We start from the raw sequence: 15,147 nt of genomic DNA on the forward strand, positions 1-15,147 counted from the left end.
ATTCATCCGCCCACGATGGGCTGGAACAGCAGCACGGCGTCGCCTTCCTGCAGCACGCAGGACCCGCGCTGGCCGCGCGCCACGAACATTCCGTTCACCGCCGTGGACACCTTGTTCGGCGCGTGGCCGAGCGAATCCACCAGCGCGGCCAGGCTGCTGCCGGCGGGTACCGAGTGCGGCTTGCCATCCAGCGTCAGTGCAATCACGGTCAGTTCATTCATGGGCCAGCTCCGCTGTCTGTCGCGGCGCCAGGCCGCATTGCCGCAAGGCGTCTTCCACCAGCGCCGGCGCGATCAGCCAGCCGTGGCGGAACAGGCCGTTGATGCGCACCAGGCCGGACGCGCTCTCGATGTGCGGCTCGTTGTCCGGCAGCGCCGGCCGCAGGTTGACGTCCAGCCGCTGGATGCGCGCTTCGGCCAGCGCCGGCAGCACGCTGTGCGCGGCCGACATCAGTTCGACGGCGCTGCGCAGCGAGACCGGCGAGCGGTCCTCGCTCTCGATCTCGCTGGCGCCCACCAGCACGACGTCGCCGGGCCGCGGCACCAGGTACACCCGATGGCGCGGATGCAGCAGCCGGACCGGCCGCGTCAGTCCATGGCCCGGCGCGTGCAGCCATACGGTCTCGCCGCGCACGCCGCGCACCGGCAGTTCCGGCCGGCCGCCGGTGCCGCGCACGTCGAACACGAGGTCGAATCGCTGCTTGCTCCCGTCCTGCAGCAACAGCGTTCCGGGCGCGACCGATTCGACCGCCTGGCCCCAATTCCATTGGACCGCTGGCGCTTCGGCGTGGAGCGCGAGCAGCGCTGCAACCGGATCGATCTGGCCCTCGCCCGGCAGGAACCACGCGTGAGCGGCGCCGTGCAACGCCGGCTCCAGCTGCGCCAGTTGCGCCATTGACAGCGGCTGCGCATGCGCCGTGCCCGCGGGCGCAGCGGCCAGGCGTGCCAGCACCCGCTGCGCGCTGCCGGCGTCGCTGCGATGGGCCAGCAGCAGGCTGCCCTCGGTGCTGAATTGGGGCGGCGCCTGCAATTGCGCCACGATGGCGCGCCACAGCGCGATGGAGCGCCAGCCCAGCGCCGCCACGTCCGTGGAACTGGTGTCCAGTTCCGCCAGCGGGCTGAGCATGCCTGCGGCCGTGAAACCGGCGGCCTGCCGGCCGTCGAAGGTCGGCAGCGCATCGGCGGCCGGATCGAACACGCCGACGCGGTGGCCGGCCCGCGCCAGCTGCCATGCCAGCAGCCGCCCGAGCAGGCCGGCGCCGGCGATGCCGATCGATGCCTTGTCCTTCATTTCATCACCAGCCCACCGTCGACGAACAGCACCTGTCCCGTCATGAAGCGGCTCCAGTCGGAGGCCAGGAACAGCACCGGGCCGGCCACGTCCTCGGGCCGGGCGATGCGGCGCAAGGGCGTGGCGGCGACGATGGCCTCGCGGAAGTCCTCGCGCGTGGCGCTGCTTCCGTGCGTGGGATAGACCAGGCCCGGCGCGACGCAGTTGACGCGGATGCCCAGTGGCCCGAGTTCGGCGGCCAGGTTGCGGCTGAACCCGACCAGCGCGGACTTCGCCGTGGTGTAGTCGTGGTACGGCACCACCGGCCGCTCCACCAGGTCGCTGACGATGTTGACGATGCTGCCCTGCGCCCGCTGCTGCATGTGCGGGACCAGCGCCTTGCAGACGTTGTAGCTGGCGCCCACCGAGCCGTCGAACTGCGCCTGGTAGTCCTGCCATTGGAGCTCGCCGAACAGCTTGCGCCGCTGCGGATCGAAGGCGTAGGGGCGCAAGGCGTTGTTCACCAGCACGTCGATGCGGCCGGTGTCGGCCAGCACCTGGTCGACCATCGCCTGCACCGCGTCGGCGGAACCGACGTCGGCCTTCACCGCCCAGGCGTCGCCGCCGGCCGCCTTGCAGCCGGCGACCACCTCGGCGGCCGCCGCGTCGTTGCTCAGGTAATTGACCGCCACGGTGGCTCCTTCGGCGGCGAAGGCCTGGGCGATGGCGGCGCCGATGCCGCGGCCGGCACCGGTCACGAGCACCACCTTGCCCTCGAAGTTCATGGCCGGGGTCCCGGCAGCAGGTCGCTGCTCACCACATCCGACACCTTGATCGGGTGCTCGATCATGCCCAGCGAGCGATAGGCATCGGCAGCCTTCTGCAGCGATGCGAGGTCCAGCGCGCCGAGCCCCGACCTGGCCGTCGCAGGCGACACGCTGGCCGCGTTGCGCAGCTGGATCACCGCCAGGTTGGTCGCGCGGTCGGTGCCGTCGATGGCGCGCTTCATCGCCAGCGTCGCCGCTTCGTCGGGGTTGGCGATCATCCAGGCGGCGCTGTCGCGGTAGGCCTTGAGGAAGCGCTTGAGCAACTCGTGCTTCTGCTGGTAGACCGACTCGCGCACCACGAACATGTCGCTGGAGACGTTCAGCGAGTCCTTCACCTCCATCACGTTCACCTCGCCCAGGCCCTTGAGCCGGCCGACCAGCAGGCCGGTGTCGGTGGCGGCGGTGGCGTCCACCTGGCCTTGCAGCAGCGGCGCAAAGTTCAGCAGGCCGGTGACGACGATGGTGACGTCCGATTCGGCCAGCCCGGCCTGGTGCAGCAGCACCAGCAGGTGCTGCCGGGTGCCGCTGGACAGGCTGTAGACCCCGATCTTCTTGCCCTTGAGGTTCGACGGCCTGGTGATGTTGCGCGACTTGAGCGACACCACGTTGAACACGTTCTGCGGATAGATGTCGTAGATCGCGCGCAGCTTCTCGCCCTTGTCCAGCGCCGAGAAGAACGAGCCCGGGTCGGTAAAGGCGACGTCGGCCTGGCCGGTGAGGATGTTGCGGATGGCGTCGCCGCCGCCGGCGCCGGGCACGTAGGCCAGTTCGATCCCGTTGGCCTTGAAGATGCCCTTGTCCTGCTCCACCAGCAGGTGGGTGATCTCGGTGATGGGCTTGCTCCAGCCGGCCACCGTCACCTTCTCCAGCGGCGCCGCCGACTGGGCGGGGCTGGCGCCCGCGAGGCACAGGAGGGCGGCGGCCAGCAGAGCGGCACGGCGGAAAGACGAGAATGTCATCGAAGCTTCCTTCAGGGGGTTTGGGTATAGGGAGCGAGCAGCCAGCGCTCCAGCGAGAGCGTGGCCCGGTAGAGCGCGAGGCCCAGGGCGGCGATCACCACCAGCACGGCGAACATCAGCGGCGTGTCCATCATTCCCTGCGACGCGATGATCAGCGCGCCCAGGCCCTTGCTGGCGCCGATGAACTCGCCGACCACGGCGCCGACCAGGGCCAGCACCACGGCCACCCGCAGGCCGGCCAGGATGGCGGGCAGCCCGCTCGGCAGCTTGAGCCGCAGCAACGTCTGGCGCCGGCTGGCGCCCAGCATGCGGAACAGCTCCAGCCGCTGCGGGTCCACCTGCTGCAGCGCGGTGACGGTGTTCTCCATCAGCGGGAAGAAGCAGATCAGCGCGGTGATCACCACGGTGGAGGTCATGCCGAAGCCGAACCAGACGATGAACAGCGGCATCAGCGCCAGCTTGGGGATCACCTGGCTGACCACGATGTAGGGCTTGAGCAGGCCCTGCAGCACGCTCGATTCCGCCATCAGCACGCCGCTGGCGAAGCCGATCGCGCAGCCGATTGCCAGCCCGGCCAGCAGTTCCATGGCGGTGGCCAGGATGTGCGGCCACAGGTAGCCGCTGGCCAGGCCGGTCCACAGCGAGCGGCCGACCGCCGAGGGAGCCGGCAGCACCAGCGCCGACAGGCCCGCGGCGCGCGAGGCCAGTTCCCACGCCGCCAGCAGCACCAGCAGCAGGGCGACGGAGCCGACGCGCGACTGGATGGGTGTGAGCGTCATGCGGTGGCCAGGTCCATGGCCGCGCGCACCTGGGCGCAGTGGCGGTTGAAGGCGGCGCCGTAGCGCACCTCGGGCTCGCGCGGCTTGGGCACGTCGATGCGGATGTCCTGCACGATGCGCCCGCCGTCCATCACCGCCACCCGGTCGCCCAGGTAGACGGCTTCGGCGATGTCGTGGGTGACGAACATGACGGTGGTGCGGCGCAGGCTGCACATCTGCAGCAGGTCGTCCTGCAACTCGGCGCGCGTGATCGCGTCCAGCGCGGCGAACGGTTCGTCCAGCAGCAGCAGCGCCGGCTCCAGGATCAGGGCGCGGGCCAGCGCGACCCGGCTCTGCTGGCCGCCGGACAGCTGGCGCGGGTAGTGGCGCGCGTGGGCCGAGAGCCCGAGCAGTTCCAGCAGCCGGCCGGCCTTGTCGATCTCCTGCGCCGTCGGCGTGTGCTGCAGCGAGACCGGCAGCAGCACGTTGTCGATCACGCGGTGCCATTCCAGCAGCGTCGGCGACTGGAACACGAAGCCCAGTTGCGGCCCCGGCGCCAGCAACCGCCGGCCCTGCAGGCTGATGCTGCCGCTGTCCGGCCGCAGCAGGCCGGCCGCGAGCTTGAGCAGCGTGGTCTTGCCGCAGCCGCTGCGCCCGACCAGGCAATGGAATTCGCCTTCCGCGATGTCCCAGTCGACCGCCTGCACCACCGGCGGCCAGCCGGGATAGGTGAAGCTCACCTTGTCGATTTCGAGGAAGTGCATCGGTGCGCTCATTCGGCGTAAGGCGCGATGCGGTCCGCGGCCAGTTCGGCCGACTGCTCGATCTCGACCATGCGCACCAGGTCCAGCAGGTTGAAGCGGCCGTCGTGGTGCCAGCCGGCCTCGGGCGAGGTCATCGAGCCGATGGCCGCGATGCGCGTCACGCCTGCTGCGCCCAGTTGGTCCGCCAGCCGGTAAAGCTGCGCCGGCGCCACCGCCAGTCCGGCGGTCTGCAGGAAAGGGCGGTGCGCCTCCACCTGCGCGATCACGTCGTCGAGCGCGTCGACGGCGACGACCTGGATGCTGCGGTTGGCCGCCGTCGGCGCCAGCGAGCCGGCCAGGTCGGCATAGGACACACCCCAGTCCGCGCCCTCGGCGCCGACCAGTTCCACGCCGCTGCCCGCCAGCGCCTGCAGTTCGCCGGCCTGGCGCCAGCCGGCCACGGCGGCCGCGTCGTCCAGCGCCAGCGTCCGGCGCGGAAAGCGCCGCTGCAGGTTGGCCAGCTCGCTGGCGAGGTAGTGCGCAAACTCGCGCGGCGCCACCTGGCCGCCGCGCTCCACGTAGAACATGTGCGGCGAGTAGCAGCCCTGCTGGTCGTAGCGCATCACGTCGTGGGCCGCCAGCCGCGCGGTGGCCGGCCCGCGCAGGCTGTCCAGCGCCGCCGCGCCGATCATCCCGAAGCCCAGCTTGTGGCCATACGGCAGGAAGCGCGTCGTCACCGGCAGCTGGCGGCGGATCTCGTCCAGCGCCGCGTTGCCGCCGTAGGCCAGCACGGTGTCGGCCTGCGCATAAAGCGCGGCGGCCTGCTCCGTCTCGCCGCCTTTCCACCAGACCGCCGCCAGGCAGTCGGCCCACGGCGGATGGACCTCGGCCAGCAGCCGGCAGAACAGGCTGGCGAACAGCGGCTCGGCACTGGGCAGCTTGCCGATGCTGCCGGCCTTGACCAGCAGGCCGCAGGCCAGGCTCCACAGCGGCAGCGCCGGCACGTTGCCGGCCCAGGAGTGGACCAGCAGCTGCGGCCCGAACGCCCTGGCGGCGCCGCCCTTGGGCCGCGGCTGGAATTCGTCGAGCAGCTTGGGGTTGCCGAAGTCCTCGGCGACGAAGCGTTGCAGCTGCGGCGCGCGGAAGGTCTTGAAGAAGCCGGTCAGGCCCAGCCGCACCATGTCGGCGTCGTAGCCGCTGGTGACCGGCAGCAGGCGGTCGGCCTGCCGGCGGTACGGATCGGCCGGGTCCAGCAGCCGCGCGATGGCACGATCGATCACCTCGACGATCTGGGAGACGGTCATGGTGCGCAGGTGCAGGCGGCTCGCTTGCTGCACGCGCCGGGCCAGCGCCGTCATCTGCTGCGCGCTCAGCACCGGAACCTCTACCTCGGCCCGTCCGGCTGCCGACGCGAAGGCCAGCGTGCGCCACTGGACATCGCCATGGGCCAGGCCGGGCAGGTAGCCGGCGATGACGCGCTGGGTGCTCATGCCGCGGCCGCCGCCTTGATGAATTCTTCCACCGCCAGCGAGCAGCCCTTGGCCTGCGCGCCCTCGGCGCGCCCGAGCAGCAGGAAGCCGCCGTCGGCGGCGAGGCCGACGTCCTCGGTCAGGATGGTGGTGACCGAGTTGAAGTTGGCCAGGTCGCAGTGCGCCAGGATGCCGCGCTCGCCGGCCGGCACGTCGCGGCCGCTGAGCGGGTCCACGATGCGCGAGCGGATCCAGTGCGGGCCCGACTTGACCGAGGGCACCTGCGCGTTGCCCGCGTCGTAGAACTGCGTGCTCAGCTCCGTCATGCCGTACATGTTGATGCAGCGCGAGCGGTCGACGCCCAGCGCCTGCGAGAGCTGCGCATAGAAGGCGTCCAGCGGCAGCTCGCGCGACTGGCCCTTGTAGCCGCCGGTGTCCAGCACGCGGCTGCCGGCCGGCAGGCGGAACGAGCGCCCTTGTTCGCGCAAGGCGTCCAGCAGGTGGACGAAGCTGAAGCTGGCGCCCAGCAGGGCGAAGGGCGTTGCATTGCGCTGCGCCCTGGCGAGCGCTTCGCACAGGCCGGCGCTGTCCAGGCCCTGCGGGCCGACGTAGTAGCGGCTGTCGGCGGTGCCGAACTCGCTGGCCGCCAGCGCGAGGTAGTGCGCCAGCGACGAATTGGGCATCAGCTGTTCGTCCGGGAACAGGATCGCCATCTCGATGCGGGCGCTGCCTTGCATGAAGCGCCGGGCGAAGTTGCGCGTCATCGAGCTGTCGTACACCGCCAGCGTCGGATGGAAATGCCGGCCCTTGATGTCGCTGCGGGTGGTGCCGCTGGTCATGAACACGCGTTCGCCGGCCTGCGGCGGCCGGCTGCGCAGGCTCAGTTCCTTGAAGGCGTCGATCGGCACGGGTGGAATGCCGGGCCAGTGCTTCACGGTGCGCGGCGTGGCGCCGCGCCGCTGGCAGAAGCGCCGGTAAGGCTCGTCGCTGGCGTACTGGTAGGCGAACAGGCGCAGCGCCAGCGCGTCGAACTGCGCGTCGTCGCAACCGTCCTGCGCGATGAACGCCAGCACCGCGGCGACGACCTCGTCGTGATCGGAGATGCTGCTCATGTCAGTGCAGCGGCAGCAGCCGCATGGCTTGCGGTGCATGGGAATGGTTCAGGGGCCCGCTGCCGGCGCCGGTGCGCACCTGCGCGCCGGCCTCCAGCGCGGCGCGCACGTAGGCGCGGGCGAGTTCCACCGCCGGCTGCAGCCGGGCGCCGAGCGCGAACTGCGCGGCGATCGCGCTGGACAGCGTGCAGCCGGTGCCGTGCGTGTTGCCGGTCGCGATCCGCGGCGCCCGCATCCAGTGCGGCGCGCCGTCGCGCACCAGCAGCAGGTCGCTGACGGTGGCGCCGGCCAGGTGGCCACCCTTGAGCAGCACCGCCGGCGCGCCCATGGCCAGCAATTCGCGCGCCGCCAGTTCCATGTCCGCCTCGCTTTGCAGCGGCCGTCCCACCAGCAGGCCTGCTTCGTCCAGGTTGGGCGTGACCAGGGCGACGCGCTGGAACAGCTCGCGCACCAGCACGGCCTGGGCCTCGTCGTCGATCAGCTTGGCGCCGCTGGTGGACATCATCACCGGGTCGAGCACCACACGGGACAGACCGTGGCGATCGATTGCGGCGGCCACCGTCGCCACGGTTTCGGCGCTGTGCAGCATGCCGATCTTGACGGCGTCGACGCCGATGTCCTCGACGACCGCATCGATCTGGTCGCGCAGCATCTGCGCCGGCACCGAATGGATCGAGCGCACGCCCAGCGTGTTCTGCGCCGTCAGGGCCGTGACCGCCGTCATGCCGAAGCAGCCGAGCGCGGCGAAGGTCTTGAGGTCGGCCTGGATGCCGGCGCCGCCGCCGCTGTCGGAACCGGCGATCGACAACACGCGCGGATAGCGGAAGCGCGGGGGAGCGGCGGCAGGGACGTTCATCTGGATCCTTCGTGACCGTGACAACAGGTGCTCCGAAGGCCACCGGGACCCGGCAGGCGACGCCGCAGGGTCAGGGTGGAGGCTCTTCTTCCGCCGGCATTAACCGGTTCAAGTTCACGGGTTTGAATCTCAGCACTTGCGTGCACCCCGGAGCGGAGCCGATCTTACTCCCCTTGCGATGCGCTGTGCACAATCGCCCTCATGAGCAAGCAAGTCCTGATCGCGGGCGCCGGCATGGGCGGCCTGGCCGCCGCCATCGCCAGCGCGCGCGCCGGCTGGCATCCGCGCGTGTTCGAGCAGGCCGATGGCTTCGGCGAGGCCGGTGCCGGCATCCAGCTCGGGCCCAACGCGACGCGGGTGCTGGAAGCCTGGGGACTGGGGACGGCGCTGGCGCGGGTGGCGGCCTTTCCACAGCGGCTGGCGGTGCGCAGCGCCGGCAACGGCGAGGTGCTGGCCCAGCTCATGCTCGGCCCCGCGCTGCTGGAGCGCTACGGCGCTCCCTACGCCACCTTGCACCGCGCCGACCTGCATCGCGTGCTGCTGGACGGCGCTGCTGACGCCGGAGCGGAACTGCTGGTGCAGGCGCGCATCGAGCGCGTGCGCGAGGCGCCCGACGCGGTGCTGGTCAGCCTGGGCGGGCCGACCGAGATCGAGGGCGACGCGCTGGTCGGCGCCGACGGCTTGTGGAGCCGCGTGCGGCAGGAGATCTGGGCCGACGGGCCGCCGGTGTCGACCGGCCACCTGGCGTACCGCACGCTGGTCGCGCAACAGGACCTGCCGAAGTCGCTGCGCAGCGACGAGGTCACGGTGTGGCTGGGTCCGCGGCTGCACGTGGTGACCTATCCGGTGCGCGGCGGCGACTGGCTCAATGTGGTGGCGATCGTGCAGGGCGCGCTGACCGCGGAGCCCGAAGCCTGGGACCAGGCCGCGGCGGCCGGCGACCTGCAGCAGGCGCTAGGTGCGACCTGCGCCGCGCTGCAGGAGCTGGTGCAGGCCGCGCCCGACTGGCTGCTGTGGGTGCTGCACGAGCGGCCGCCGCTCAAGGGCGCGCAGGCGATGTCGCATGGCCGGGTGGCGCTGCTGGGCGACGCCGCGCATCCGATGCGGCCTTACCTGGCGCAGGGGGCGGGCATGGCGATCGAGGACGCGCAGGAACTGGGACGCTGCCTGGCGATGGCGCGCGACCGCATCGCCGATCCGGCCACCGCGCTGCGCCGCTATGCGCTCAATCGCTGGGAGCGCTGCGCCCGGGTGCAGCGCCAGGCCGAGCGCAACGGCCGGATCTTCCATGCCACCGGCCCGGTGCAGTGGGGCCGCGACCTGTCGCTGCGCCTGCTGGGCGAACGGCTGCTGGACCAGCCGTGGCTGTACCGGTGACGGCGGTCACGTCATCCCGGGCCTGACCGGGATGACGCGCCGGCATGACAGGACTCACAGGTCGGTGCGCAGCTTCCAGATCTCCGGGAACAGCACCACGTCCAGCATCTTGCGCAGGTAGCTGACGCCGCCGGTGCCGCCGGTGCCGCGCTTGAAGCCGATGATCCGTTCCACCGTCGTCACGTGGCGGAAGCGCCAGAGCCGGAACGCGTCCTCCAGGTCGGTCAGTTCCTCGCCCAGCTGATAGAGATCGAAGTACTGCTTGGTGTCGCGGTAGACGATCAGCCAGGCCTTTTCCACTTGTTCGCTCTCGGCATAGGGCTGGGTCCAGTCGCGCGCGATGTGGTCCTGCGGCACCGGCAGCCCGCGCCGCGCCAGCAGGCGCAGGGCCTCGTCGTAGAGCGACGGCGCCTCGTACGCCTGCTGCACCAGCGCCAGCAGGTCGGGCCGGTGCGCGTGCGGCTTGAGCATCGCCGCGTTCTTGTTGCCCAGGACGAACTCGATGCAGCGGTATTGCGCGCTCTGGAAGCCGCTGGAGCTGGCCAGGTACGGGCGGATCGCGCTGTACTCCGGCGGCGTCATGGTCGCCAGCACGTCCCAGGCGTGCACCAGCTGCTCCATGATGCGCGACACCCGCGCCAGCATCTTGAACGCGGTGCCCAGTTCGTCCTGCGCCACCGCCGCGATCGCCGCGTGCAGCTCGTGCAGCATCAGCTTCATCCACAGCTCGCTGGTCTGGTGCTGGATGATGAACAGCATCTCGTTGTGGTCGGGCGAGAGCGGCTTCTGCGCGCCCAGGATGGCGTCCAGCTGCAGGTAGTCGCCGTAGCTCATGTCGCGGCTGAAATCCAGCTGCGCCTTTTCCTCGCGCACGATGTCTTCCGGTGTTGGCGTCGGCTTCATGCTCAGGTCACCGCGTGCTTCTGGTTGAACTCGGGCCGCTCCCACTCGCTGCCGGCCAGCACCTGGCGCAGCTGCTCCACCGCGTTCCACACGTCGGCGAAGCCGGTGTACAGCGGCGTGAAGCCGAAGCGCAGGATGTCGTGGTCGTCCGTTCGGGCTGAGCCTGGCCTGTCCTGAGCTTGTCGAAGGATCGAAGCCCCGGCGCGGAAGTCGCCGATCACGCCGCGCGCGATCAGCGCCTGCACGATGGCGTAGGCGCCGTGCTTGCGCGTGAGGCAGACCTGCGATCCGCGCCGCCCATGCTCGCGCGGCGTGGCCAGGCCCAGCCCGTGGCCGGCGCAGCGCTCTTCCACCAGGGCGATGAACAGGTCGGTGAGCGCCAGCGACTTGGCGCGCACCGCCTGCATGCCGCCCACGGCTTCGGCCGCGACGAAGGCGTCCAGCCCGCACTCCAGCGCCGTCATGCTCAGGATCGGCTGGGTGCCGCACAGATAGCGCGAAATGCCCGGCGCCGGCCGGTAGTCGGGCGTGAACTCGAACGGCGCCGCATGACCCCACCAGCCGGCAAGAGGTTGCCAGAAGCGGTCCGCATGGCGCGGATGCACCCACACGAAGGCCGGCGCGCCCGGGCCGCCGTTGAGGTACTTGTAGCCGCAGCCCACGGCGAAGTCCGCCTTCGCCGCATGCAGGTGGACCGGCACCGCGCCCGCGCTGTGCGCCAGGTCCCAGACCGTCAGCGCTCCGGCGGCGCGCGCCTGCGCGGTGAGATGCGCCATGTCGAGCATGGCGCCGGTGCGGTAATTCACGTGCGTGAGCATCAGCACCGCGGTGTCGTCGGCCAGCGCCGCTTCGATGCGGTCGCTGTCCACCAGGTGCAGGTCGTAGCCACGCTGGCGGCACAGGGCCTCGGCGATGTAGAGGTCGGTCGGGAAGTTGCTGCGCTCGCTCACCACCTTGCTGCGCTTGGGTGCGTCCTGCCCGGCGATCTGCAGCGCGGCGCTCAGCACCTTGTACAGGTTGATCGAGGTGCTGTCGGTCGCCACCACCTCGCCGGCCTCGGCGCCGATCAGCGGCGCGATCTTGTTGCCCAGTTTCTGCGGCAGCTCGAACCAGCCGGCGCTGTTCCAGGAGCGGATCAGGCCCTGGCCCCACTCCTGCGTCACCGCCTGGACGACGCGCGCCGCCGCGGCCACCGGCATCGCGCCCAGCGAGTTGCCGTCCAGGTAGATCACGCCCTCGGGCAGCTTGAACAGCTTGCGCAGGCCGCGCAGCGGGTCCTGCGCGTCGCGCGCGAGGCAGTCTTGCAGTGTGGTCATGGCAGGTCGGAGGATGGCGCGGGATTGGGAATTTCGCGCAGGATGGCGCGAACGGGGGAGGCGTCCGCCGTCATCAGTTTCAGCGGCAGCGCGATCAGCTCGTAATCGCCTTCCGCCACGTCGTCCAGCACGAGGTTCTCCAGCACCCGCAGCCGGCGGCGGCGGATCGCCTGGTGGCTGGGCAGCTCCTTGCTCTCGGCCGGGTCGATGCTGGCGGTGTCGATGCCCACCAGCAGCACGCCGAGATCGGCCAGCTGCTCGATGGTCGCGGCGGCGAAGGCGGCGAGCTGCGGGTCCCAGCGCTCCACCGGCGCGCGCTCGTAGGTGCGCACCAGCACGCGCGCGGGCAGGTCCCTGGCCGCATGGGCGAGATGCTCCCATGTCACCAGCGGTCCCTTGCCGATCGCGTGGATCACGCGGCAGGGGCCGAGGTAGGGCTCCAGCGCCAGCTGGCCGGAGGTCTGGCCGGTGGGGTCGTAATGCAGCGGGGCGTCCGCGTGGGCGCCCACGTGGGGCGACAGCGTGATTTCGCTGACGTTGACCGGGCAGCCCGGCGCGATCTGCGCGGCCCAGCGCTGGCGGTACGGCGTGTCGCCGGGAAAGACCGGAGCGCCCTCCTGGACGGGGGGAGAAATGTCCCAGATGCGCGTGCTCATGGAGCGGAGTTTGCGCCGCCCGTTTCGGCCGTGGTGTCGGTTCCCGCCAACAGCGCGCAAAAATACTTGAGGCCTAAAGGATCGCCGCGGCCGGACCGCGGCCGGCGCCATCCTGCAAGCTGTGGAGGCGCCGCAACCGGGCGTCAACCCGCGCCGGCAAAGGCTCGTTGACCGGTCACTGTATGTCGATACAGGCCCGTGAAAGTCCCTCCGTTTCCAATTTCAGGAGCATCCCATGGAACTGCACACCGCCCGCGAGATCATCAACGTCCTGGCCCAGGGCATCCATCCCGTCACCGGGGAGATGATGCCGCCCGACAGTCCGTACAACGAGCCCCCGGTGATCCGCGCGCTGTTCGCGGTGTCCGAGGCGCTCCAGCAATGCGACGGGCCTCGGGGGCGGCGCGAGCCGCCGGCCAATGCCGGCAAGACCTGGACCGGGGAGGACGACGACAAGCTGCTGGCCGCCTTCGACGCCGGCCGGCAGATCAAGCAACTGGCGCTGGAGCTGGGCCGCAGCCGCGTCGCCGTCGAGGCGCGGCTGGTCAAGCTCGGGAGGATCGAGGGCCGGCCCGGCCTGCCGCTGCGGCCCGGCCACCAGCCCTGAGGGTCAGGCCACCTTGCCCAGCAGCAGGAACTCCATCAGCGCCTTCTGCGCATGCATCCTGTTCTCGGCTTCGTCCCACACCACCGACTGCGGGCCGTCGATGACATCGGCTTCGACCTCTTCGCCGCGGTGGGCGGGCAGGCAGTGCATGAACAGGGCATCCGGCCTGGCGGCGCGCATCATGTCCGCGTCGACGCACCAGTCGGCGAAGGCCTTGCGGCGTTCCTCGTTCTCCGCCTCGTAGCCCATGCTGGTCCAGACGTCGGTGGTCACCAGGTCGGCGCCGCGGCAGGCTTCCATCGGGTCGTTGAACACCTTGTAGCTGTCGCGGCTGCGGATGCCGGCCACGGCCTGGTCCACCTCGTAGCCGCTGGGCGTGCTCAGGTGCACCGTGAAGCCCAGCAGGTCCGCCGCCTGCAGCCAGGTGTTGGCCATGTTGTTGCCGTCGCCGACCCAGGCGACGACCTTGCCCTTGATCGAGCCCCTGTGCTCGATGTAGGTGAAGACGTCCGCCAGGATCTGGCAGGGATGGAATTCGTTGGTCAGGCCGTTGATCACCGGCACCCGCGAGTGTTCGGCGAAGCGCTCGATCTTGTCCTGGCCGAAGGTGCGGATCATCACCAGGTCCACCATGCGGCTGATCACCTTGGCGCTGTCCTCGATCGGCTCGGCCCGGCCCAGCTGGCTGTCGCCTGTCGTCAGGTGGACCACGGAGCCGCCCAGCTGGTACATGCCGGCCTCGAAGCTCACGCGGGTGCGGGTGGAGGCCTTCTCGAAGATCATCGCCAGCGTGCGGTCCGCCAGCGGGTGGTACTTCTCGTAGGCCTTGAACTTCTTCTTGATCGCAGCGGCGCGCTCGAACAGCCAGGCGTATTCGTCGGCGCTGAAGTCGCTGAACTGCAGGAAGTGGCGGATGGCCATGCTCATTCCGCGAGGAACTGCTTGACCAGCGGCACCAGCAGCGCAACGATCTCGTCGGCCTCCGCGATCGTGATGATCAGCGGCGGCACCAGCCGGATCACGGTGTCCGCGGTGACGCTGATCAGGAGGCCCGCCTCCGCGGCGCGGGTGGTCAGCACCGAGCAGGGCCTGGCCAGCTCCACGCCGATCATCAGGCCCTGGCCGCGCACCTCCACCACGCCGTCGAGGCCGCCCAGTTCGCGCGCCAGCGCGCCCTTGAGGTGGGCGCCGACGCGCGCCGCGTTCTCCAGCAGGCCGTCCTCTTCCATGATCCGGATCGTTTCCACGCCGGCACGCATCGCCAGCGGGTTGCCGCCGAAAGTGGTGCCGTGGTTGCCCGGCTGGAAGATGTTGGCGGCCTTGGGGCCGGCCACCACGGCGCCGACCGGCACGCCCGAGCCCAGGCCCTTGGCCAGCGGCATCACGTCCGGCACGATGCCGGCCCACTGGAAGGCGAACCACTTGCCGGTGCGGCCCATGCCGCACTGCACCTCGTCGATCATCAGCAGCCAGTTCTTCTGGTCGCACAGTTCGCGCACCTGCTGCAGGTACTCGATCCGCATGGCGTTGATGCCGCCTTCGCCCTGGATGGTTTCGAAGAACACGGCCACCACGTTGGGGTTGCCTTCGGTGGCGGCCTTGAGCGCGCCGATGTCGTTCAGCGGCACCCGGATGAAACCTTCCACCAGCGGCCCGAAGCCCTTCTGCACCTTCTCGTTGCCGGTCGCCGACAGGGTGGCGATACTGCGGCCGTGGAAGGCCTTCTCGTAGACCACGATCTCCGGCCGCTCGATGCCGCGGTCGTGGCCGAACTTGCGCGCCAGCTTGAGCGCCGCCTCGTTGGCTTCCAGCCCGGTGGAACAGAAGAACACGTTGGTCATGCCGGAGAGCTCGACCAGCTTGGCGGCCAGCTTTTCCTGGTTCGGCACGTGGTAGTAGTTGCTGCTGTGGATGATCTTGCCGATCTGGTCCTGCAGCGCCGGCACCAGCTTGGGGTGGTTGTGCCCCAGCGTGTTGACCGCGATGCCGCCCAGGCCGTCGAGGTAGGACTTGCCGTTGACGTCCCACACGCGCAGTCCCTGCCCATGCGACAGCGCAATCGGCACCCGGCCGTAGGTGTTCATGGTGTGGGGGGAGGACGCCTCGATCATTGTCATTGAATTCTCTCCATCAAACAAAAAGGGCTCAACGAAGTGAGCCGCTGAGGGTTGATTTTAGGCACAGAGCTTGCACGCGAAGGGTGAGGGATTCGCATCACAGCGATGCGCCGCGGGACCGGCAGCCGCCGGTCCCAAGTCTTATATAAGATACAATACTTGTGCACCGCAGCAACGG

Annotated in this window: 16 protein-coding genes and 1 riboswitch; of the genes, 2 read left to right on the plus strand and 14 right to left on the minus strand. The window is 70.2% G+C overall.

Features of this window, described 5'->3' with window-relative positions; all coding sequences use genetic code 11:
* Positions 1–2 precede the first annotated feature (2 nt).
* From thiS to thiD, 9 genes are read right to left on the minus strand one after another with little or no spacing between them, the layout of a single operon-like run.
* Complete coding sequence (gene thiS / locus ACFPOE_RS14970) at positions 3–221, minus strand: sulfur carrier protein ThiS (protein ID WP_376850926.1); 219 nt, start codon at positions 219–221, stop codon at positions 3–5.
* Complete coding sequence (locus ACFPOE_RS14975) at positions 214–1,290, minus strand: FAD-dependent oxidoreductase (RefSeq protein ID WP_376850927.1); 1,077 nt, start codon at positions 1,288–1,290, stop codon at positions 214–216. Before ACFPOE_RS14975 ends, thiS begins: the two co-directional genes overlap by 8 nt.
* Positions 1,287–2,054, minus strand: a complete 768-nt coding sequence (locus tag ACFPOE_RS14980) for an SDR family oxidoreductase (protein ID WP_376850928.1) — start codon at positions 2,052–2,054, stop codon at positions 1,287–1,289. The genes ACFPOE_RS14975 and ACFPOE_RS14980 overlap by 4 nt, the downstream gene beginning before the upstream one ends.
* Positions 2,051–3,055, minus strand: a complete 1,005-nt coding sequence (locus ACFPOE_RS14985; protein ID WP_376850929.1) for an ABC transporter substrate-binding protein — start codon at positions 3,053–3,055, stop codon at positions 2,051–2,053. Before ACFPOE_RS14985 ends, ACFPOE_RS14980 begins: the two co-directional genes overlap by 4 nt.
* Positions 3,056–3,066: 11 nt before the next feature.
* Positions 3,067–3,834: an ABC transporter permease gene (locus tag ACFPOE_RS14990; protein ID WP_376850930.1), complete on the minus strand. Its 768-nt coding sequence runs from the start codon at positions 3,832–3,834 to the stop codon at positions 3,067–3,069.
* A complete protein-coding gene (locus ACFPOE_RS14995; RefSeq protein ID WP_376850931.1) occupies positions 3,831–4,577 on the minus strand; it encodes an ABC transporter ATP-binding protein in 747 nt (248 codons plus the stop codon). Before ACFPOE_RS14995 ends, ACFPOE_RS14990 begins: the two co-directional genes overlap by 4 nt.
* An 8-nt stretch (positions 4,578–4,585) precedes the next feature.
* A complete protein-coding gene (locus ACFPOE_RS15000; protein ID WP_376850932.1) occupies positions 4,586–6,046 on the minus strand; it encodes an acyl-CoA reductase in 1,461 nt (486 codons plus the stop codon).
* Positions 6,043–7,137, minus strand: coding sequence for a LuxE/PaaK family acyltransferase (locus tag ACFPOE_RS15005; RefSeq protein ID WP_376850933.1), 1,095 nt, complete (start codon positions 7,135–7,137; stop codon positions 6,043–6,045). Before ACFPOE_RS15005 ends, ACFPOE_RS15000 begins: the two co-directional genes overlap by 4 nt.
* Before the next feature lies 1 nt (position 7,138).
* Positions 7,139–7,993 (minus strand): bifunctional hydroxymethylpyrimidine kinase/phosphomethylpyrimidine kinase, encoded by an 855-nt coding sequence (thiD, locus tag ACFPOE_RS15010; protein ID WP_376850934.1) that lies wholly within the window; start codon positions 7,991–7,993, stop codon positions 7,139–7,141.
* A gap of 68 nt (positions 7,994–8,061) precedes the next feature.
* Positions 8,062–8,153: riboswitch (TPP riboswitch) on the minus strand.
* A 41-nt stretch (positions 8,154–8,194) separates the two neighbouring features.
* On the opposite strand from thiD, the gene ACFPOE_RS15015 reads away from it, so the two are divergent.
* On the plus strand, positions 8,195–9,370 hold the full coding sequence (locus ACFPOE_RS15015; RefSeq protein WP_376850935.1) for an FAD-dependent monooxygenase: 1,176 nt from the start codon (positions 8,195–8,197) through the stop codon (positions 9,368–9,370).
* A 54-nt stretch (positions 9,371–9,424) separates the two neighbouring features.
* Here ACFPOE_RS15015 and kynA read toward each other — a convergent pair whose 3' ends face one another.
* Genes kynA through kynB form a run of 3 tightly spaced genes read right to left on the minus strand, consistent with a single transcriptional unit; the run spans position 9,425 to position 12,245 of the window.
* Positions 9,425–10,273, minus strand: a complete 849-nt coding sequence (kynA, locus tag ACFPOE_RS15020) for a tryptophan 2,3-dioxygenase (protein WP_376850936.1) — start codon at positions 10,271–10,273, stop codon at positions 9,425–9,427.
* Positions 10,274–10,275: 2 nt separating this feature from the next.
* Positions 10,276–11,589 carry a kynureninase gene (kynU, locus tag ACFPOE_RS15025; RefSeq protein ID WP_376850937.1) on the minus strand — a complete coding sequence of 438 codons (1,314 nt, stop codon included), beginning with the start codon at positions 11,587–11,589 and terminating at the stop codon, positions 10,276–10,278.
* A complete protein-coding gene (gene kynB, locus ACFPOE_RS15030) occupies positions 11,586–12,245 on the minus strand; it encodes an arylformamidase (RefSeq protein WP_376850938.1) in 660 nt (219 codons plus the stop codon). Before kynB ends, kynU begins: the two co-directional genes overlap by 4 nt.
* Positions 12,246–12,480: 235 nt before the next feature.
* On the opposite strand from kynB, the gene ACFPOE_RS15035 reads away from it, so the two are divergent.
* Entirely contained in the window at positions 12,481–12,852 is a 372-nt protein-coding gene (locus ACFPOE_RS15035; RefSeq protein ID WP_376850939.1) for a hypothetical protein, read from the plus strand.
* Positions 12,853–12,855: 3 nt separating this feature from the next.
* Here ACFPOE_RS15035 and argF read toward each other — a convergent pair whose 3' ends face one another.
* Both argF and ACFPOE_RS15045 read right to left on the minus strand, forming a co-directional pair.
* Positions 12,856–13,773: an ornithine carbamoyltransferase gene (gene argF, locus ACFPOE_RS15040; protein ID WP_376850940.1), complete on the minus strand. Its 918-nt coding sequence runs from the start codon at positions 13,771–13,773 to the stop codon at positions 12,856–12,858.
* A 2-nt stretch (positions 13,774–13,775) separates the two neighbouring features.
* Positions 13,776–14,969 carry an aspartate aminotransferase family protein gene (locus ACFPOE_RS15045; RefSeq protein WP_376850941.1) on the minus strand — a complete coding sequence of 398 codons (1,194 nt, stop codon included), beginning with the start codon at positions 14,967–14,969 and terminating at the stop codon, positions 13,776–13,778.
* Positions 14,970–15,147 lie beyond the last annotated feature (178 nt).

Source organism: Caenimonas terrae (genome assembly GCF_042655405.1).
GTDB classification, from domain to species: Bacteria; Pseudomonadota; Gammaproteobacteria; order Burkholderiales; family Burkholderiaceae_C; genus Ramlibacter; species Ramlibacter terrae_A.